Source organism: Gordonia sp. N1V, from assembly GCF_029269935.1.
In the GTDB taxonomy this organism is placed as follows: Bacteria; Actinomycetota; Actinomycetes; order Mycobacteriales; family Mycobacteriaceae; genus Gordonia; species Gordonia polyisoprenivorans.
In genome coordinates, this window is the sequence record NZ_JARJDD010000007.1 from 223,741 (window position 1) to 241,988 (window position 18,248).

Below are 18,248 nucleotides of genomic sequence, written 5' to 3' on the forward strand. Positions count from 1 at the left end.
ATGTTTGGTTGTTATGACATACTGTGAGGCATGACACAGGCCACCACGCAGCTCCAGATCGATCTCGATCGGTCGACCCCGGTGCCGCTGTATCACCAGCTCGCCCGCGCGATCGAGGCCGCGATCATCGGTGGCGAGCTCGCTCCGGGTGATCGTCTCGAGAACGAGCTCGATCTCGCCAAACGGCTCAAGCTCTCCCGCCCGACGATCCGCCAGGCCATCCAGGAGCTCGTCGACAAGGGGGTCGTCGTGCGCAAACGGGGCGTCGGCACCCAGGTGGTGCAGAGCCCGGTGAACCGCTCGGTGGAATTGACCAGCCTGTTCGACGATCTCAGCACGGCCGGAATGCACCCGGAGACACAGCTTCTCGAGTACCGGCGGTCGGTGCCCGACGACGACCTGCGCACCGATCTCGGTCTCGATGCCGACGCGGAGGCTGTCACCATCCGACGGCTACGCAGCGCAGGCGGCGAGCCACTGGCGGTGATGACCAATCACCTACCCGCCGACATCTGTCCGCCGCCAGGCGATCTCGAGGACGGCGGCCTCTACAAGGGGCTGCGCGCCAAGGGTGTCCACATTCGGCTTGCCCGCCAGGTCATCGGCGCGAAAGCCGCCGACGCCGAGGAGGCCACTCTGCTCGACGTGGAGCCGGGTGCGCCGTTGCTGACCATGCAGCGCACCGCATTCGACGATGCGGGCAAGGTCGTCGAGGTGGGTCGCCACGCCTACCGCGCGGACCGCTACTTCTTCGAGACGACCGTCGTCGATCGCTGAGGCGGGTCTCGAGGCCCGGCGCCGGGGGCGCCGGGCACCTCGACCATCGGGGGGCAGGTCGTTTCCCCCGATGGTTCCGACCCCGATGGTCGAGGTGCGAGGCGCGTGCGCCGAGCCTCGAGACCGCTTGCGCCGACGCTGGTTTCGCCACCACCGACCACCGGCCACCACCGCCCACCGGCAACCTACTCCGAGTCGACGCTCGTCGATTCCGGCTCGGGGTCGGTCCCGCCGCCACCCACCGCGACGAGCAGGCGCCGCACCGCCATCGCGCGACGATGCGAGGCGCCGGTGAGGTCGTCGAGTGCGCATTCCGGATCGGCAGGCGGTCCGAGGTGGGTGCAGCCGCGCGGACAGTTCTCGATGGCATCGCGCAGATCGTCGAAGGCGTCGACGATGTCGTCGGCGTCGACATGGGCGAGACCGAACGAACGGATGCCGGGGGTGTCGATGACCCACGACCGTCGGCCCTGGTCCTCGGGACCTCGCAAGTCATCGGGATGTGCCGGCAACACCAACGCCACCGACGCGGTGGAGGTGTGTCGGCCCTTGCCGACCCCCGAGACCACACCGGTGGCCCGTTCGGCTTCGGGCACAAGGCGGTTGACCAGGGTTGACTTGCCCACGCCGGAGTGCCCGATCAATGCGGTGAGGTGCCCGCGCAGCAAGCCGAGGACGTCGTCGAGTGGATCGTCACGACCGGCGCGCACGATGATCAGGTCGAGTCCGTCGAAGGCATTGGTGAACTCGGTGGGATCGGCCAGATCGGACTTGGTGAGACACAAGATGGGTTCGAGCCCACCGACATACGCCGCGGCGAGGGCGCGTTCGACGAATCCGGTCCGGGGTGGGGGATCGGCCATAGCCGTGACGATCAGGAGGCGATCGGCGTTGGCGGCGACGATGCGCTCGTACGGATCGGTGTCATCGGCGGTGCGCCGCAGGACCGTTCGCCGCTCGTCGACTCGCACGATCCGAGCCAGTGAATCCGGCTTCCCGGTCAGGTCGCCGACGACCCCGACATCGTCGCCGACCACGATCGGGGTGCGGCCGAGTTCACGTGCGCGCATGGCCACCACACGACGATCCGGATCGCCATCGAGTACGCAACCCCAGCGGCCCCGATCGACCGAGACGACCATCGCCGACTCCGCATCATCATGTGCCGGACGGGTTTTGGTGCGTGGACGACTCCCCTTGCCGGGGCGGACCCGGACATCGGACTCGTCGTAACTGTCCGCGCGACGGCTCACGGATGCCCGATCATCTTCTGCCACATACCCGGAAAGTCCGGCAAGGTCTTCGACGTGGTCTCGATGTCGTCGACGGTGACCGAGGGCACGCGCAAGCCGATGATCGCGCCTGCGGTGGCCATCCGGTGGTCGGCGTAGGACTCCCAGCGCCCGCCGTGCAACGGGGCCGGCCGGATGATCAGGCCGTCGTCGAGCTCGGTGACATCGCCACCGAGACGCCCGATCTCGGTGGCCAGTGCGGCCAGGCGATCGGTTTCGTGGCCGCGCAGATGGGCGATGCCGGTCAGCCGGGACTCACTCTCGGCGAGGGCAGCCAGTGCCGCGATCGTCGGTGTCAGTTCGCCGACCTCGCGCAGATCGCGGTCGATACCGGTCAGTCGAAGCGGTCCGCGCACGGTGAGCGTACCGTCGAGAAGTTCGACGGTGCAACCCATCTCGGCGAGGATGTCGGCGATCTGGGCGCCGGGCTGGGTGGTGACGGCCGGCCAGCGTGGCACGCTGACCGCCCCGCCGGTCGCGGCGCCCGCGGCGAGGAAGGCGGCCGCGTTGGAAAGATCGGGTTCGATCGCCCAGTCCACCGCACGAATCGTCGACGGATCGACGTGCCAGATATTCGGTTCGTCGACAACGACTTTCACACCGGCTGTCGCGAGCATCGCGATGGTCATCTCGATGTGGGGCATCGACGGAACCGGACCTCCGACGTGCCGCACGGTCAGTCCCTCGTCGAATCGTGCGCCGGTCAGCAGCAACCCGGACACGAACTGCGACGACCCCGACGCATCGATCGTGACCTCGCCGCCGCGTGCCGATCCGGTGCCCACCACCGTGAACGGCAGGGAGTCGCCCTCGACGGTGACACCGAGCTCACGCAGGGCATCGAGGATCGTCGTGAGCGGTCGCTGACGCGCTTGCGGATCGCCGTCGAAGTCGACCGGTCCCGACGCCAACGCCGCCATCGGTGGCAGGAATCGCATGACGGTGCCTGCGAGCCCGCAATAGACGTCGGTGCCGTGCATGGGTCGCGGTTCGATGGAGACCGTCGTCGGGTCGGCGGCGTCGACCCGGATGCCGATGCCCAGTCCGGTCAGAGCGGCGAGCATGAGATTGGTGTCCCGGCTTCGTAGTGTGCCGGTGAGGGTCGACGGGCCGTCGGCGAGCGCGGCGAGCAGCAACGCCCGATTGGTGATCGACTTGGACCCGGGCAGGTCCACGGTCGCGTTCACCGGCCCCGACACGACGGGCGCATTCCACGTGCTCATGCGGTCCAGTCTGTCATGGGGCCGGCCACGTCCGATCCCGTCCCGGTCAGCGGTTGTCCAGACGCAGGGGGTGCGTCGGCGGGACCTCGACGATGATGAGCAGTCGGCCGTCGGTGTCGCGCACATGCATCTCGATCAGGCCCCACGGCTCGGTGAGCGGTTCGCGCTCGATCTTGACGTGCGCCGACCGCAGTTCGCGTTCGGCGGCCGAGACGTCGCGTACCTGCAGCCACAGTGCGCCCGACGGTTCGATGGTGGTGTCGAGATCGGAACTCATGTGCCCTGGAACCTCGATCAGGCCGTTACCGGCGTAAAAGACGATGCCGCCCGGGTACTCCCGCGCAACGGCGAGACGCAGCTGATGACGGTAGAAATGCTGCAACGATTCCGGGTCTCGTGAACGGAGCACGACGCGACTACTGAGGACCTCCATGCCTTGTGTCTACACCGCTACCGATCGGTCGGACAGGACAATACGCCCGGCGCGTCGCGGGTCCGGTGCGCTCGGATCACTGACCTTCGGTGGTGCCGTCCGACCCGCCGAGCGCGTGTCCGCGGTTGAGGTCGTTGCCATGACGACCCGCCTCGTAGATCGCCTTCTCCCGGGCGATGCGATCGGTCTCACCGATCGGCTCGGCGTCTCCGAAGGCGAAGGCGGATTCATGCGGGTACTCGTGCGGGATGTCCGGGTCGTCGAGTTCTTCGGGCTGTGGGCTGTTCATGGGACAACGATACGGCGCCGACACCGATCGCCGGCGCGAACCGACGGCCTCAGGTGGCCGGTGTACCCGTGTCCCGAGCGGAGAACTTCCCGCCCGTCTTGTCGTCCCACCGGTCGAGTAGTGCGGTGACCTTCGGATCGCCTTGGGCGCGAATCCATTCGCACAGTTCCTGCGGCGCCGAGGGATTGGTGACGATGAACCGGTGGAGACCGGCGTCGTGCTCGGCGAGTACACGCAGCGTCGCCGGGTCGGTGTCGGGGTCGGCGGCGGCGAGCGCATCCCGCGGATCGAAGGCGCCGTACCGCGGTGCGTCGGAGCCGGAGAGTCCGTCGGCGTCGACCACCACGATCTCGCCGGTGTTGTGATAATCCACCGGATCGGGTGAGGTGCTGCGCCAATTGAGTAAGAGGTTCAACAGGATTGCGGTGATGGCGCCCGCGGAGATCCCGGAGTGGAAGATCGTCTGGAACCAGTCCGGGAATTGGTGATACAGGTCGAGCGACACGGTCTCGCCGTTGTCGTTGGTGTACGACAGGCTCGCCTCGCTCAGCATCGCGACGCCGACCGAGATGGCGACCACCAGGATGTTGGTGTTGTTGAACTTGACCCGGCTCAGGGTGCGGACACCACTGGCGGCGACCATGCCGAACAGCGCGACACCCGCGCCGCCGAGGACGGGCTGGGGGATGCCTTCGATGATCGCGGCCATTTTCGGGAGCAGGCCGAGGACCACGAGGATCGCGCCCGCACATGTCGCGACATGTCGGGTCTTGACGCCCGTGATCGCCACCAGGCCGACGTTCTGCGCGAATGCGGTGTAGGGGAAGGTGTTGAAGATCCCGCCCAGGACGGTGCCCACGCCGTCGGCCCGCATGCCGTCGGCGAGCTTGCGCGGTGTGATCTTCTTGTCGACGATCTCGCCGACGGCCACGATGTCGCCGGTGGTCTCGGTCATGATCACCAGGGCGACGATGATCATCGCGATGATGGAGCTGACGTCGAAGCTCGGCACACCGAAATAGAACGGCTGCGGCACAGCGATCCAGGAACTCTGCCCGACGCCGCTCCAATTGGTCATGCCGAACGGGATCGAGATCAGGGTGCCGAGGACGAGTCCCACGAGCACCGACACCCGCTTGATCGCCGCGGGCGCGAACCGCTCGAGCAGGATGATCAACAGCAGGGTGCCGAATCCGAAGGCGATCGATTTGGGTGCGCCGAAGTCCTCGCCGTTGTTGGTGCCGCCGCCGAACCATCCGGCGGCCACGCTCATCAGCGACACCCCGATGATGAGGATGATCGTGCCGGTGACCAGTGGTGGAAAGAATCTGATCAGCCGACCGACGATCGGCGCCACCACGATCATGAACACGCCGCAGGCGATCACCGAACCGTAGATCGCGGTGATGCCGTGGTTGAGCCCGATCGTGATCATCGGCCCGACCGCGGCAAACGTGACGCCCTGCATCAGGGGCAGGCGCACCCCGAACCGCCAGAACCCGACTGCCTGCAGCAATGTGGCGATGCCGGCGACGAACAGGTCGGCGGTGATCAGGTGGACGATCTCGTCGGAACGCATCTGACCGGCACCGACCATCGCGCCGCCGACGATGAGCGGCACCGCCACGGCACCGGCGTACATCGCCATGACGTGTTGTAGTCCGAGCGGGAAGAGTTTGGTCAGCGGCGGGATGTCGTCGACCGGATGGTCGGCGTCACGGCCGCGCCTGATGGTGTCGAGAACCGTCATGAACACTGTCTACGAGTCCGAGATTTCTGATTCGACGCGATCGTGTGTCGACGGTGTTTCCGGCAGAATATATCGATGTGGCAGCACGCACTCCCCAGCTCAGCGCCGGGTTACTGATCCATCGGAACACTGCACTCGGCGTCGAGGTCCTGCTCGCCCATCCGGGTGGACCGTTGTGGGCGCGCAAGGACGACGGAGCGTGGTCGATCCCGAAGGGACTCGTCGAGGACGGTGAGGAACTCCTCGTCGCCGCCCGTCGCGAATTCGCCGAGGAGATCGGTCAGACGGCCCCCGATGGTGAGGTCATCGAGCTCGGTGAGGTGCGGCTCAAGAGCGGTAAACGGGTCGTCGCCTTCGCGATCGACGGTGACCTCGACGTCTCCGTCGTCACCAGCAACACCTTCGAGATGCCGTGGCCGCCGCGGTCCGGGAAGACCCAGGCCTTCCCGGAGATCGACCGTGCGGAATGGTTTTCACCCGACGACGCACGCCGCAAGCTCAATCCGGCGCAGGTCGCCTTCATCGACCGGTTGCTCGAGCACCTCCCGTCGAACCCGTGATCTGCGCGCCCGCCATCAGCGCACCAGTGCGGTGTCGGATTTCTCCGCGCCCGGCTGGTCCACCTGATAGCGGATGAGACGAGAACTGTTGGCCACCACGGCCACCGACGACGCGTTGTGCAGGATGGCCGCCACCACCGGGGACAGTGCACCACCGGCACCGACGATCAGCCCGATCGCGTTGACGGCGATCGACATCCCGTAGTTCTGCTTGATCACCTGCAGGGTGTGCTCGCCCAGATCGCCCACCGCCAACAGCATGCGCAGATCGTCTGCGGCCAAGGCGATGTCGGCGGTCTCGACGGCCACGTCGGTGCCGGCCAAGCCCATCGCGATGCCGATGTCGGCGGCGGCCAGTGCGGGTGCGTCGTTGACCCCGTCACCGATCATCGCCACCAGATGACCTTCGGATTGCAACTCGCGGACCGCGGCGAGTTTGTCCTCCGGAAGCACCTCGGCACGCCAGTCGTCGATGCCGAGTTCGCCGGCGATCGCCGCAGCGGTGGCCGGGTGATCGCCGGTGAGCATGGCGATCCGCTCGATTCCCTTGGCTCGCAACCCATCGAGCACCTCGCGCGCCTCGGGGCGGACCTCGTCGCGCAGACTCACCAGCCCGACGAGGGTGCCGTCGACGGCGAGCAACAGTGGTGTCTCGCACTCGTTGCGGAGCTTGTCCACCCACTCGATCGCGTCGGTGGTCAGTGCGACCTCGTGGCGAGTGAACAGGGCGGGGCTACCCAACAACAGGACGCGGCCGTCGGCGGCGAAGGTGCGCATGCCGAGACCGACGATGACCTCACACTCGGCGTGGGTGGGGATCTCGATCCGGCGCTCGGTCGTCGACCGGATCACCGCTTGCGCCAACGGATGTCGCGAGTGGATTTCCGAACTCGCCGCATGGGCCAGGACGTCTTCGGGTGACCAGTCGGGGTGGAAGGAGATCACGTTGGTCACCACCGGACGGCCGGTCGTCAGTGTGCCGGTCTTGTCGAAGACCATGGCGGTGATGCGGCCGGCCGCCTCGAGATGCGAGCCGCCCTTGATCAGGATTCCGCGGCGGGCACCGTTGCCGATGGCGCCGCTGATCGCGGTGGGTGTCGACAGCCCGACGGCGCAGGGGCACGCGACGAGCAGCATGGTCATGGCGCGGCGCAGATCGCGCGTGACGAGCAGGGTGGCCGCCGACAGCAGGAACGAGGCCGGGACGAAGCGCCCCGAGAACTGTTCGCCGACAGTCTGGATGGGCGCCCGATCGTGCTGGGCTTCCTCGACCCGGGCGATGATCCGACCGATCGCGGTGTCGGCGCCGACCGCCGAGGTGGTGATCACCAACCGCCCGCTGACCACCACCGAGCCCGCGTGCACGTGGGCGCCGACCTGTGCGGTGACGGGCAGGTTCTCGCCGGTCAGCGCGGACTGGTCGATCACCGCCTCGCCCTCGAGCACCGTCCCGTCGACCGGGACGGCGACATGATCGTGGACGACGATGACGTCGCCGACCGCCAACGAATCGACGGGCACCGACACCTCGGTGCCGTCCTCGAGCCGCAGCCATGCGGTGTCGGCGTTGCCGCGCAACAGATCCGAGATCGCCCGTCGGGTACGGCGCAACGTCAGATCCTGAAGGAACTCACCGATGTTGAGCAACCACAGGACGGTCAGCGCGACGACGTTCTCCCGCAACAACAGACTCGCCACGGTCGCCGCCGACACCAGCGCATCCGTGCCCGCCCGTCCTCCGCGCAGAGAACGCAAGGCGCCCTTGAGGAATGGATAGCCGGAGAAGATGGTGATCCCGGTGGCGACCGTGCGCGACGCGGGACCGAGCATCGGTGGTCGTCGGAATCCGTAACGCCGCAACCCCAGAAGGATCAAAGCGCCCGCGCCGATACCCATCCGCAGTATGTCGGAATTGGTGACGTCGGCCGAATGTGGCGCGGCGCGGGTGACCGTCGTGAGATCGGCGTCCCGCCCGGCGGCGATCGCCTGATCGATGGCGCCACGGTCGGTGTTCCGGCGATACCAGACGACGACGGAGCCGGTGCGTGGATACATGTGCACGGCGCGAACCCCGGTCACCGCGATCACAGCGTCCTCGACGGCGACCGCACGTGCGGCCGACGTTCCGCGCAGCGCATCGACGACCAGGCGTAGACGCCCCGCGGCGTCGGACCGCACAGATTCTTGCACGGCGGGGTCAGTGATCGTGGTCGTGCGGCTCGGCCGTTCCCGGGGGACTCGCTTCCTCGCCGATACGGTCCTTCGCCTCGGCGACGATGTCGGCGGTCCGAAGGCGTGCATCCTCGGCGATGGCCTCGGCTTTCCGGGTACCCACCAGGCCCCAGGAGGTGACCACCACGGCGCCCTGCCGTAGGGGTGCCTTGGCGATGGCCTTGCGGGCGACGTCGTATGCGACGGCGCCGACGAGGCCGGTCGCGACCGTCGATCCGGCCTTGGTCAAGAAGCCGTGTAATGCCATCTCGGTCCTTTCGCGCTCAACTCGATGAGTTGCTCGATTAATGGAAACGATTGCCAGGACGTCCGAGTCTACGTTGTGCGCGGCCACCCGGCGAGTGGACACACGCCGACACGGGGACCGGTTGGGCAGCAGTGCGGGAGAATTTGCAACATTGACCATTGTGCCATTGACAAATGGCATAATGGGTGATGCCATCGGTTGTGTGATTCACACCTCACGACAGTCCCGGTGTGCGGCGTGGCTGACCCGCCGCACGTTGCGGCCGTTCGCCGACGTCCTGCCCGGCGGTGTCCTCGCGGTACATGTCTCCCGTGCCATCGTCGCCACGGCCATGCTGCTCGGGTCACCGCCGCCCTATTGGGTCCGCGTCGATGCCCTGTCCACCGGCAGCTTCCGCGGAGAGTGGGTGTATGCCCCGGGATCGGAGAAGTCCCGGCGCGTCATCCTCTACGTCCACGGCAGTGCGTATGCGATCTGCTCGGCGCGCACGCATCGCGGACTCGTTGCCCGACTCGCGCATCTCACCGGGATGCCGGTGTTCAGTGTCGACTACCGACTCGCCCCCGAACACGTCTTTCCTGCTGCCGCCGACGACGTCGAGGCCGCCTACGCCTGGCTGCAGAACATCGGCTATCGGCCCGAGAACATCACCGTCGCAGGTGATTCGGCGGGCGGCCATCTCCTCCTGGATCTGCTCGCCGAGAATGTGCGACACCGGCGTGCACAGCCGAGCGCGATGGTACTGATGTCGCCGCTGGTCGATCTCACTCTCGAACTGGCCCGCCGGCAGGAACGCGACACCGGGCCCGACCCGTTGATCTCGGCCGCCGCCGCGCAGCGCCTGGTCGATCACTACACCAGGGGCCATCCGGCCGACCTGCCTCGCCTCGCGCCGGTACTCGATCGTGCCACCGACCTGCCTCGCACACTGATCCAGGTCGGTGGGGCAGAGATGCTCCTCGGCGATGCACGTGCTGCGCACCGGATGATCTCCGACGCCGGTGGGGACAGTGAACTGCAGATCTGGCCCGGACAGATGCACGTCTTCCAGGCACTGCCGACGATGATCCCGGAAGCCGGCCCCGCCCTGGCGGCGGCCGCACGGTTCATCACCGAGTGTCCGGAACCGGGTGGCACAGCTGCGGCGGCGAACGCTGCGACGGCACACGCTGATACGGAACACGCTGATACGGAAAGGTATGCCACGACATGACATCTCGACGATCACAGGGTGCACGCGCCGTCGTCACCGGCGCGGGTAGCGGCATCGGGCGCGCTTTCGCTCTCGAACTCGCGCGCCGTGGAGGCCGCATCGTCTGCGCCGACATCGACATCGACCGGGCCGAGGAGACGGTCGCCATGATCGACGCGGACGGCCGCGGGGAGGGCATCGCGCTTTTTTGCGACGTCGCCGAGATCGACGACATGCGCACCCTCGCCGGCCGCGCACCGGATCTGCTCGGTGGCCCGACCACGTTGATGATCAACAACGCCGGCGTTGGCATCGGCGGGCGTTGCGTCGGCAGCATCGGCCTCGACGACTGGACCTGGGCCCTCGACATCAACCTGCGCGGAATGGTCCTCGGGTCGGAACTCTTTCTGCCCCAACTGCGCTCGGCCGGACGGGGTGGTCTCATCAACGTCGCCTCGGCCGCAGCGTTCTCCGCGGCGCCCGGGATGGGTGCCTACAACGTCGGCAAGGCGGGGGTACTGGCACTCTCGGAGACCATTGCCGCGGAGTTGTCGGGCACGGATCTCGCGGTGACCGTGCTGTGCCCGACATTCGTGAAAACCAATGTCGCCGTCGACGGTCGGATCACCGGCGACGCGATGAAACTCGCGCAAACCCTGATGAGGTACTCCGGACGGTCGGCAGAGCAGGTCGCGCGGTCGACCCTCGATGCCAACGACCGGGGACGGCTGTACGTGGTGCCCCAACTCGACGCCAGGGCCCTCTGGCTGATGAAGCGACTGTTTCCGCGGACCTACACCCTCGGAGCGGGTCTGCTGCATCGTCTGGCCCCGGCGATCGCCGCCGTGGACCCGGAGGTCCTCGAGCCGGGGGTACTCGAGCCGAGGGTATCCGAGCACAACAGCCTGGCGTCCGATGCGGAAATCGAAGCTGCACCAACACGAATCGAAGAAGGAGTGTGACATGCCGATAGTTCTCGAGGACATGCTGGCGACCATCAAGGATCGCCAGTGGGCCCTGGCCGACATCGACTGGGATGCTCCCGGTGCCGAGTTGATCACCGAGGAGCAGAAGCCGAAGCTCAAGGCGTTCATGGCCGATCTCGTGTGGATCGAGAATGTGGGCGCCCGCGGGTTCGCGGCGTTGGCGAAGAAGGCGCCCGACGAGACGCTCGCGGAGATCTATCGCTACTTTCACGCCGAGGAGCAGAAGCACGCCAACGCCGAGCTCGCGCTGATGCGGCGGTGGGGGATGCTCGAGGACGACGAGGTCCCCGAGCCGAATGTCAACATCCGCCTGGCCATCGAATGGCTCGACACCTTCGCCGACCGCATGTCACTGTCGGTGTTGGGCACGGTCATCCCGATGTTGGAGGTCGCCCTCGACGGAGCCCTGCTGAAGTTCCTCCTCGAGGAGGTCGAGGATCCGATCTGCCATGCCGCATTCCGCAAGATCAACGCCGACGAGTCGCGACATCTCGCCGTCGACTTCCACGCACTCGACATGATCGGCAACGCCCGCCTGCGCACCCTGCTGGTCCAAACCGTCGGCACCGTGGCCTCGCCGGGACTCATCATCGGTGCCCTGATGTACGTGCCCCTGCTGAACAAGATGCGCGACAACATCGTCGACATGGGACTCTCGGAGGATCGGCTCTACGACGCGATCAAACGGTTCCGCAAGAACGGCGACCGGGGGCGCGGCACCCGGCTGCTCACCTACCAGGTGCTCAAGTACCACGCCGGCTGGGTCATCAACCGCGACAGTCCTTATCACTACTTCGCCGATGCGATGGTCACGCTGACCGACCGCTACCCGCGCTTTCTCCTTCGGTCACAGCCGAGTTGGTCGAAGGAACTGACCTACGAGCCGATCGCATGAGCGCCGTGCACGAGGATTCGCACACGCCTGCTCCCGATGCCGTTGGTCTCGATGCCACCACCGTCATCATCGGGGCCGGGTTCGCCGGTATCGGCACCGCAATCCGGCTCCTGCAGCAGGGGCGCGATGACTTCATCATCTGCGAACGCGACGTCCGACCGGGCGGAACGTGGCGCGACAACGTCTACCCCGGGGCGGCCTGTGACATCCCGTCGCGGCTCTACTCGTATTCCTTCGCACCCAATCCCGAATGGTCACACACCTATTCGGGAAGTGAGGAGATCCTGGCGTACATCGCGCGGATGATCGCCGACCACAATCTCGAACGGTTCATCCGGTATTCGCATCTGGTGACCGGGCTGGAGTTCGACGAGGAGAGCGGCACGTGGCGCGTCGATCTGGCCGATCGGGAGTCGCTCCGCACACGCGCGGTGGTCGTCGCCTCCGGCCCGCTCTCCACACCCGGATATCCCTCGATCCCGGGTATCGACGAGTACACCGGTCACCGGATGCACTCTGCGGCGTGGGACCACGACTACGAGTTCGCCGGTAAGAAGGTCGGGGTGATCGGCACCGGTGCCAGTGCGGTGCAACTGATCCCGGAGTTGGTGCGCGCCGGTGCCGACGTCACGGTGTTCCAGCGCACTCCCGGGTGGGTGCTGCCGCGAGCCGATCGTCGGATCTCCTCGTTGACCAGACGGGTATATCGGACGGTGCCGTATTCGCAGGGGCTGGCACGTCAACTCTGGTACCTCGGGCACGAGTCGGTGGCGCTCGGCGCCGTGTGGAACACGCCGTTCACCCGGGTCATCGAAGGGGTGGCGAAAATCAATCTCGTTGCCCAGGTGCGTGATCCGTGGATGCGGCGACAGCTCACCCCGGATTTCCGGGCCGGCTGTAAGCGGCTGCTGATGACCAGTGACTACTATCCCGCACTGCAAGCCGACAACTGCACCCTGGTGACGTGGCCGATCGCGCGGATCTGCGAACACGGCGTGCGGACCGTGGAGGGGATCGAGCGACGGTTCGACGCACTGGTGTTCGCGACCGGGTTCGAGGTGTCCAAGCAGGGATCGCCGATCCCGATCCGCGGCCGTGACGGTCGAGTGCTCGCCGACGAATGGTCCGGTGGCGCATACGCGTACAAGTCGATCGCGGTGTCGGGGTATCCGAATCTCTATTTCACCTTCGGCCCGAACTCCGGCCCGGGGCACAATTCGGCGCTGGTGTACATGGAGGCACAGATCGATGCGATCGTCACCGCCATCTCGCTGATCGTCGACCGCGGATTGCGGTTGCTCGACGTGCACCGGCCCGCCCAAGATGCCTACAACCGGTCGATCCAGAAACGCCTGGAGAGCACCACCTGGAATTCCGGTTGCCGCAGTTGGTATCTCACCGACGACGGATTCAACGCCACCATGTATCCGGGGTTCGCCAGTCAATACCTCGCGCAGATGCGGGGGATCGATTTCTCCCGGGATTTCCGCGCGGCGGCACTCGACGACGCGCGGTCGCCGGACGCGAGCCGGGATTCGTCGATGGTGTGATCGGTGCTCGCCTCAGCCGATGCCGGCGGGGTCGACCGACACCCAGTCCGGATACTTGGCGGTTCGGTCGTCACCGGAGGACTGCTTGCGAAGGCGTCGCATCACCCACGGGAGCAGGTGCTCGCGAACGAACCCGGCCTCCGCGACGAGGCGCGGGGGACGCGGTTGCGGTTCGGGGCGAGCAGGGGTCGGCGTCGGCACCCCGAGGCCACGCAGGATCAGTGCGGCGGCGCGGCGGTGGCCGATCACGTTGAGATGCAACCGATCCGGCGACCAGTATTCGGGGCGGCGGATCTCGGTGTCGTGGAAAACATCGATGAATTCCACGTCCTCGGTGATGGCGATGGTCGCGACCTCGTTGGTGAGATACTCGCCGCGGCGCCGGATGGTCGACCCGAAGGGCAGACCATCCGAGGGGTCGGCGCCGGCCAGGAGGACGACGCGGATTCCGGCGTCACGGCATCGGCGTACCGCGGAGCGGGTGAGCTCGACCAGTCCGGTGAGGTCGCCGGTGCGCAACATGTCGTTGCCGCCGCCGTTGAGGGTGATCATCGTCGGCAACGGTTCGAGGTGCAGGGCGGCGTCGACCTGATCGGTGACGATGGGTTCGAGGAGCCGGCCGCGCACGGCAAGGTTTGCGTAGTCGATCCCGCCGTGCGCGGCGGCGAGCCCCTCGGCGACGAGGTCGGCCCACCCGCGCGGGATGTCGGGGCCATCGGGTTCGTCGCCGACGCCTTCGGTGAAACTGTCACCGACCGCCACGTACCGCACTGCCTGCCTTGACCTTTCGCTCGTTCGGGTAATCGCGCACCGGACGTGATGGGTACGCGGACCTACGTGACGGTGATGCCGCCGTCGACCGCGAGGGTCTGGCCGGTGACGTAGCCGCCGGCCGGGGAGGCCAGCCAGACCGCCGTCGCGGCCAGCTCCACCGGATCACCGGTGCGGCCCAGCACGACGCGCGGTATCTGTGAGTCGAGGTAGCCGTCCTTGTAGCCGTCGGTCATCTCGGACTTGAAGAATCCGGGGGCCAGTGCGTTGACGCGAATACCCTTGCGGGAGCCCCACTGCTGGGCGAGATCGCGGGTGAGGCCGATGATCCCGGCCTTGCTCGCGGCGTAGGCGGCCTGCGGGAGCGAGGCGGTGGTGATGCCCAGGATCGACGAGATGTTGATGATCGAGCTACCCGGCTGCATGACCCGGCCGGCCGCCTGCGCCATCCAGTACGAGCCGTTGAGATTGACGTCGATGACGTTGCGGAACTGCTCGGGTGTTTCCCGTGTCGCCGGCACCGCGGTGCCGATGCCCGCGTTGTTGATCAGCACGTCGACGCGACCGAAGGTCTCGATCGCGGTGTCGATCACCTTCTGGCACGACTCCGGGTCGGCGACATCGGCGGTCACCGACAGTGCCTTGCGGCCGGTGGCCTCGACCTTGGCCGCGGTGTCGGCCAGCCGGTCGGTGCGGCGCGCGGCCAGGACGACGTCGGCGCCGGCTTCGGCGAAGGCGATGGCGAACGAGACGCCGAGACCTGACGAGGCGCCGGTGACGACGACGACCTTGTCGGTCAGGGAGAACATATCGAGGACGGACACTTTCGGGAGCTCCTTCGTGATGGTGGGTCGACTGCGTGGTGGATCGACGGTGTGTGGCCGGTGGGCTACAGCCAGGCCGGATCGGTGTCGAGGGTGGTGCGGTCGAGTGCGGCCAGCAGCTCGAACTGCGGCCCGGTCTTCGGCAGTTCGTATCGGTAGAAGTATTGTGCCGCAGCGCGTTTGCCGTCGTAGAAGTCGCCGGTCGACGCGCCGACCGCGAGTAGCTGCTCGAGCCACATCCAGGCGATGACGATGTGCCCGGTGGCCTCGAGGTAGGCGGTCGCGTTGGCCAGGGAGACGGCCACGTCGCCTGCCGACCACACGGCGACGGTGGTCGCGACGAGTGTGTCGAGTCGGGTGCGCAGTGCGGCGGCGTATTCGGCGAGCGCCGGATCGGCCGCGGCTCCGGCGATGGTGTCGCCGATGGTCTCGGCCAGCAGGGTCAGTCCCGCACCGTCACGCATGACGACCTTTCGTCCCAACAGGTCCAGGCCGTGGATGCCGTGGGCGCCTTCGTGGATCGGGTTCAGCCGATTGTCGCGGTAGTACTGCTCGACCGGGAATTCGCGTGTGTACCCGTAACCGCCGAGGACCTGGATGGCCAGGGAGTTGGCCTCGAGACACCATTGCGACGGCCAGGACTTGGCGATCGGGGTCAGCACGTCGAGGAGCAGTCCGGCGCGGGCCTGCTCGGCGTCGTCGCCGGTCTGTTGGAGATCGACGAGCTTGGAGCAGTACAGTCCCAGCGCGAGCGATCCCTCGACATAGGACTTCTGCGCCAACAACATCCGCTTCACGTCGGCGTGTTCGACGATGGGGATGGGCTTGCTGGTGGGGTCCTTCTGGTCGACCGGACGGCCCTGCGTGCGTACCTTGGCGTATTCCAGGGATGCGAGGTAACCGGCGTATCCCAGTGAGGTGGCGAGGAATCCGACGCCGATGCGTGCCTCGTTCATCATGTGGAACATGTAGGACAGGCCCTTGTGCTCCTCGCCCACCAGGAACGCAACTGCTCCCGGAGTGGGGTCGGGGGAGTGGGTCCCGTCGCCGAAGTTGAGCAGGCAGTTGGTGGTGGCCCGGTTGCCCATCTTGTGGTTCAGCCCGACGAGTGCGACGTCGTTGCGGGTGCCGTCGGGGAGATACTTGGGCACGATGAACAGGGAGATGCCATTGACGCCGGGCCCGCCACCGGGGGTCTTGGCCAGCACGAGGTGGACGATGTTCTCGCCGAGTTCGTGGTCGCCGGCCGAGATCCACATCTTGGTGCCGGTGACGCGGTACGTGCCGTCGGTCGCGGGGATCGCCTTGGTGGTGATGTCGGCGAGCGACGAGCCGGCCTGCGGTTCGGACAGGCACATGGTGCCGAAGTAACGGCCCTCGACGATGGGTCGGACCCAGGTGTCGATCTGTTCGGGTGTGCCGTATTCGGCGATCAGGTTGGCGTTGCCGACGCTGAGGAAGGTGTAGGACGACATCGCGGCGTTGGCTGCCTGGAACCATGCGGCGCTCGCCCGGTTCACCACCGTCGGCAGTGCCATCCCGCCGAGTTCTTCGTCGAAGGAGCCTGCGACGAGCCCGGCCTTGAGGAACTCGTTGATGCCCGAGGTGATCTCGTCGGGCAGGACCACGGTGCCGTCGTCGCCGACGTAGGGCTCGTGGGTGTCGCCGAGGGCGTTGTAGGGCGCGTAGCGCCGGGTTGCGATGTCGGCGGAGAGTTCGAGGACAGCGTCGAAGGTCTCCCGGGAGTGCTCGGCGAAACGTGGACGCTCGGTGAGCTTTTCGACGTCGAGCCATTCGTAGAGCAGGAACTCCAGGTCGCGACGGGACAGCGGTTCGGCCATGACGCTCCATTTCGTCCGGGGTGCAGCCAAGCACTCGCTCATTTTATGAGCACTTGCTTATACTGCCTGGTGTGGCGGTTCGTCGTCAACATCGGCGGGCCCTGGGAACCGGGAGGTGAGGTGATGGCGTCCGTGCATGCCACCGAATCGGCTGCGGCGCAACGCATCCGTGCTGCCGCGATTGCGGCATTCGCCGAATTCGGGTACTCGGGGACCTCGACCCGGCAGATCACCGCGCGACTCGGGATGAGCGCGGCGGCGATGTACCCGCACTTCCGGTCCAAGGAGGAGTTGCTGTACTCGATCGCGCTCGAGGGCCATCAGGCGGTCAACGACGCGATCCGGGCGGCCGACGAACCGTCCGCACCGTACTCGGACCGGTTGCGCGCCGTGGTGGCCGCCTTCGCCGAATGGCAGGCGCGTCATCATCAGTTGGCCAAGGTGGTTCAGTACGAGATGCGGGCGTTGCGGCCCGAGCACTTTCGGGCGATCGCCGACCTACGGCACGAGACGACGGCGATTCTCACGACGATCATCACCGGAGGGGTTCAGGCGGGCGAGTTCCTCGCCGACGACGCCGACGACGTGATCCTCGCGATCTCGTCGCTGTGTGTCGACGTGTGTCGCTGGTTTCCCAGCCGTGCCCACCGTGATCCGCTGCAACTCGGCGCGGCCTACGCGCGGATGGCCTCACGCATGGTGCGGGCGCAGGAGCGGTCCGATCACCGCTCGCGGCCGGGGAACGGGGTGTAGTGGCGGCGTGCGGCAGTCGCCACGACCTCGATGAGCTGGGTCTCGTCGAGGACCGCGGGGGTGCCCGCGCTGACCGATCGCAGGTAGACCTCGCAGAGCCACTCGAGTAGTTCGATGTGCTCGCATGCGGTTTCGATGTTGCTGCCGACGGCGATGGCACCGTGATTGCGCATCAGTGCGGCGGTGCGTTCGAAGAGTGCCTCGTTGATGCCCGTGCTCAGTTCGGGGCTGCCGAAGACCGCGTACGGCGCGACGCGCACCGAGCCCCCGAGCATGGCCGCGGTGTAATGGATCGCCGGGAGTTCGTCGACGATGTTGCCGACGGCGACCGATGCGATCGGGTGTGCGTGGGCGACCGCGGCGGTCGACGAGGTGCGGTAGATGTCGAGGTGGATGCGCAGTTCGGAGGTCGGGCGGTACGGCGTGGGAACGGCGACGGTCCCGTCGAGATCGACCACCACCAGCTGCTCGGGCGACACCGAATCGAGCCGGCAGCCCGACGGGGTGACCAGCACGTGTTCGCCGACGCGGGCCGAGAGGTTGCCACCGGTGCCGATCGTGTGGCCCGCCGAGGCGAGTTGGTGGGCCGCCGCACAGAGGTATGCGCGCTGATCGTCGATGTCCACTCCTTGA

The 18,248-nt window shown here is 66.9% G+C and carries 18 protein-coding genes; 7 read left to right on the forward strand and 11 right to left on the reverse strand.

Annotation, left to right across the window (positions count from 1 at the left end):
- Positions 1 to 30 precede the first annotated feature (30 nt).
- Positions 31 to 777 (forward strand): GntR family transcriptional regulator, encoded by a 747-nt coding sequence (locus P3L18_RS11860; RefSeq protein WP_006370667.1) that lies wholly within the window; start codon positions 31 to 33, stop codon positions 775 to 777.
- 185 nt (positions 778 to 962) lie between these two features.
- Here the strand turns inward: P3L18_RS11860 and rsgA are convergent, their stop codons facing one another.
- The 5 genes from rsgA to P3L18_RS11885 form a co-directional block, all read right to left on the reverse strand.
- Entirely contained in the window at positions 963 to 2,030 is a 1,068-nt protein-coding gene (rsgA, locus tag P3L18_RS11865) for a ribosome small subunit-dependent GTPase A (RefSeq protein ID WP_079930970.1), read from the reverse strand.
- Positions 2,027 to 3,292 (reverse strand): 3-phosphoshikimate 1-carboxyvinyltransferase, encoded by a 1,266-nt coding sequence (aroA, locus tag P3L18_RS11870; RefSeq protein WP_276114150.1) that lies wholly within the window; start codon positions 3,290 to 3,292, stop codon positions 2,027 to 2,029. Before aroA ends, rsgA begins: the two co-directional genes overlap by 4 nt.
- A 46-nt stretch (positions 3,293 to 3,338) precedes the next feature.
- On the reverse strand, positions 3,339 to 3,725 hold the full coding sequence (locus tag P3L18_RS11875; RefSeq protein ID WP_006370670.1) for a VOC family protein: 387 nt from the start codon (positions 3,723 to 3,725) through the stop codon (positions 3,339 to 3,341).
- A gap of 76 nt (positions 3,726 to 3,801) precedes the next feature.
- The gene (locus tag P3L18_RS11880) at positions 3,802 to 4,014 is read right to left on the reverse strand and encodes a hypothetical protein (protein ID WP_014360882.1); all 213 of its coding nucleotides are present in this window, start codon (positions 4,012 to 4,014) and stop codon (positions 3,802 to 3,804) included.
- Positions 4,015 to 4,063: 49 nt separating this feature from the next.
- A complete protein-coding gene (locus tag P3L18_RS11885; RefSeq protein ID WP_276114151.1) occupies positions 4,064 to 5,764 on the reverse strand; it encodes a nucleobase:cation symporter-2 family protein in 1,701 nt (566 codons plus the stop codon).
- 77 nt (positions 5,765 to 5,841) lie between these two features.
- Between P3L18_RS11885 and P3L18_RS11890 the strand changes: the two genes are divergently transcribed.
- The gene (locus P3L18_RS11890) at positions 5,842 to 6,324 is read left to right on the forward strand and encodes an NUDIX domain-containing protein (RefSeq protein WP_276114152.1); all 483 of its coding nucleotides are present in this window, start codon (positions 5,842 to 5,844) and stop codon (positions 6,322 to 6,324) included.
- 15 nt (positions 6,325 to 6,339) lie between these two features.
- Here P3L18_RS11890 and P3L18_RS11895 read toward each other — a convergent pair whose 3' ends face one another.
- Positions 6,340 to 8,502, reverse strand: a complete 2,163-nt coding sequence (locus P3L18_RS11895) for a cation-translocating P-type ATPase (RefSeq protein ID WP_276114181.1) — start codon at positions 8,500 to 8,502, stop codon at positions 6,340 to 6,342.
- A gap of 19 nt (positions 8,503 to 8,521) precedes the next feature.
- A complete protein-coding gene (locus P3L18_RS11900) occupies positions 8,522 to 8,803 on the reverse strand; it encodes a DUF1490 family protein (RefSeq protein ID WP_006370682.1) in 282 nt (93 codons plus the stop codon).
- 181 nt (positions 8,804 to 8,984) lie between these two features.
- Between P3L18_RS11900 and P3L18_RS11905 the strand changes: the two genes are divergently transcribed.
- From P3L18_RS11905 to P3L18_RS11920, 4 genes are read left to right on the forward strand one after another with little or no spacing between them, the layout of a single operon-like run.
- Complete coding sequence (locus tag P3L18_RS11905; protein WP_276114153.1) at positions 8,985 to 10,016, forward strand: alpha/beta hydrolase; 1,032 nt, start codon at positions 8,985 to 8,987, stop codon at positions 10,014 to 10,016.
- Entirely contained in the window at positions 10,013 to 10,957 is a 945-nt protein-coding gene (locus tag P3L18_RS11910) for an SDR family NAD(P)-dependent oxidoreductase (protein WP_276114154.1), read from the forward strand. Before P3L18_RS11905 ends, P3L18_RS11910 begins: the two co-directional genes overlap by 4 nt.
- A 1-nt stretch (position 10,958) precedes the next feature.
- Positions 10,959 to 11,876, forward strand: coding sequence for a ferritin-like domain-containing protein (locus P3L18_RS11915; protein WP_276114155.1), 918 nt, complete (start codon positions 10,959 to 10,961; stop codon positions 11,874 to 11,876).
- Entirely contained in the window at positions 11,873 to 13,426 is a 1,554-nt protein-coding gene (locus tag P3L18_RS11920) for an NAD(P)/FAD-dependent oxidoreductase (RefSeq protein WP_276114156.1), read from the forward strand. The genes P3L18_RS11915 and P3L18_RS11920 overlap by 4 nt, the downstream gene beginning before the upstream one ends.
- A gap of 12 nt (positions 13,427 to 13,438) precedes the next feature.
- Here the strand turns inward: P3L18_RS11920 and P3L18_RS11925 are convergent, their stop codons facing one another.
- From P3L18_RS11925 to P3L18_RS11935, 3 genes are all read right to left on the reverse strand, one after another.
- Positions 13,439 to 14,197, reverse strand: coding sequence for an SGNH/GDSL hydrolase family protein (locus P3L18_RS11925; protein ID WP_276114157.1), 759 nt, complete (start codon positions 14,195 to 14,197; stop codon positions 13,439 to 13,441).
- 62 nt (positions 14,198 to 14,259) lie between these two features.
- The gene (locus P3L18_RS11930) at positions 14,260 to 15,021 is read right to left on the reverse strand and encodes an SDR family oxidoreductase (protein WP_276114158.1); all 762 of its coding nucleotides are present in this window, start codon (positions 15,019 to 15,021) and stop codon (positions 14,260 to 14,262) included.
- 65 nt (positions 15,022 to 15,086) lie between these two features.
- Complete coding sequence (locus P3L18_RS11935; RefSeq protein ID WP_276114159.1) at positions 15,087 to 16,862, reverse strand: acyl-CoA dehydrogenase; 1,776 nt, start codon at positions 16,860 to 16,862, stop codon at positions 15,087 to 15,089.
- A 123-nt stretch (positions 16,863 to 16,985) separates the two neighbouring features.
- Between P3L18_RS11935 and P3L18_RS11940 the strand changes: the two genes are divergently transcribed.
- Complete coding sequence (locus P3L18_RS11940; protein ID WP_006370690.1) at positions 16,986 to 17,615, forward strand: TetR/AcrR family transcriptional regulator; 630 nt, start codon at positions 16,986 to 16,988, stop codon at positions 17,613 to 17,615.
- On the opposite strand, the gene P3L18_RS11945 is transcribed toward P3L18_RS11940, so the two are convergent.
- Positions 17,585 to 18,241 (reverse strand): class II aldolase/adducin family protein, encoded by a 657-nt coding sequence (locus P3L18_RS11945; RefSeq protein WP_006370691.1) that lies wholly within the window; start codon positions 18,239 to 18,241, stop codon positions 17,585 to 17,587. The two genes, P3L18_RS11940 and P3L18_RS11945, sit on opposite strands and share 31 nt — an antisense overlap.
- Positions 18,242 to 18,248 lie beyond the last annotated feature (7 nt).

What these genes read in the sequence shown, in the direction of transcription:
- P3L18_RS11860 (WP_006370667.1), top strand. Translation starts at nt 31, where the DNA reads ATGACACAGGCCACCACGCAGCTCCAGATCGATCTCGATCGGTCGACC.
- aroA (WP_276114150.1), bottom strand. Translation starts at nt 3,292, where the DNA reads ATGAGCACGTGGAATGCGCCCGTCGTGTCGGGGCCGGTGAACGCGACC.
- P3L18_RS11875 (WP_006370670.1), bottom strand. Translation starts at nt 3,725, where the DNA reads ATGGAGGTCCTCAGTAGTCGCGTCGTGCTCCGTTCACGAGACCCGGAA.
- P3L18_RS11880 (WP_014360882.1), bottom strand. Translation starts at nt 4,014, where the DNA reads ATGAACAGCCCACAGCCCGAAGAACTCGACGACCCGGACATCCCGCAC.
- P3L18_RS11885 (WP_276114151.1), bottom strand. Translation starts at nt 5,764, where the DNA reads ATGACGGTTCTCGACACCATCAGGCGCGGCCGTGACGCCGACCATCCG.
- P3L18_RS11900 (WP_006370682.1), bottom strand. Translation starts at nt 8,803, where the DNA reads ATGGCATTACACGGCTTCTTGACCAAGGCCGGATCGACGGTCGCGACC.
- P3L18_RS11905 (WP_276114153.1), top strand. Translation starts at nt 8,985, where the DNA reads ATGGGTGATGCCATCGGTTGTGTGATTCACACCTCACGACAGTCCCGG.
- P3L18_RS11910 (WP_276114154.1), top strand. Translation starts at nt 10,013, where the DNA reads ATGACATCTCGACGATCACAGGGTGCACGCGCCGTCGTCACCGGCGCG.
- P3L18_RS11915 (WP_276114155.1), top strand. Translation starts at nt 10,959, where the DNA reads ATGCCGATAGTTCTCGAGGACATGCTGGCGACCATCAAGGATCGCCAG.
- P3L18_RS11920 (WP_276114156.1), top strand. Translation starts at nt 11,873, where the DNA reads ATGAGCGCCGTGCACGAGGATTCGCACACGCCTGCTCCCGATGCCGTT.
- P3L18_RS11935 (WP_276114159.1), bottom strand. Translation starts at nt 16,862, where the DNA reads ATGGCCGAACCGCTGTCCCGTCGCGACCTGGAGTTCCTGCTCTACGAA.
- P3L18_RS11940 (WP_006370690.1), top strand. Translation starts at nt 16,986, where the DNA reads ATGGCGTCCGTGCATGCCACCGAATCGGCTGCGGCGCAACGCATCCGT.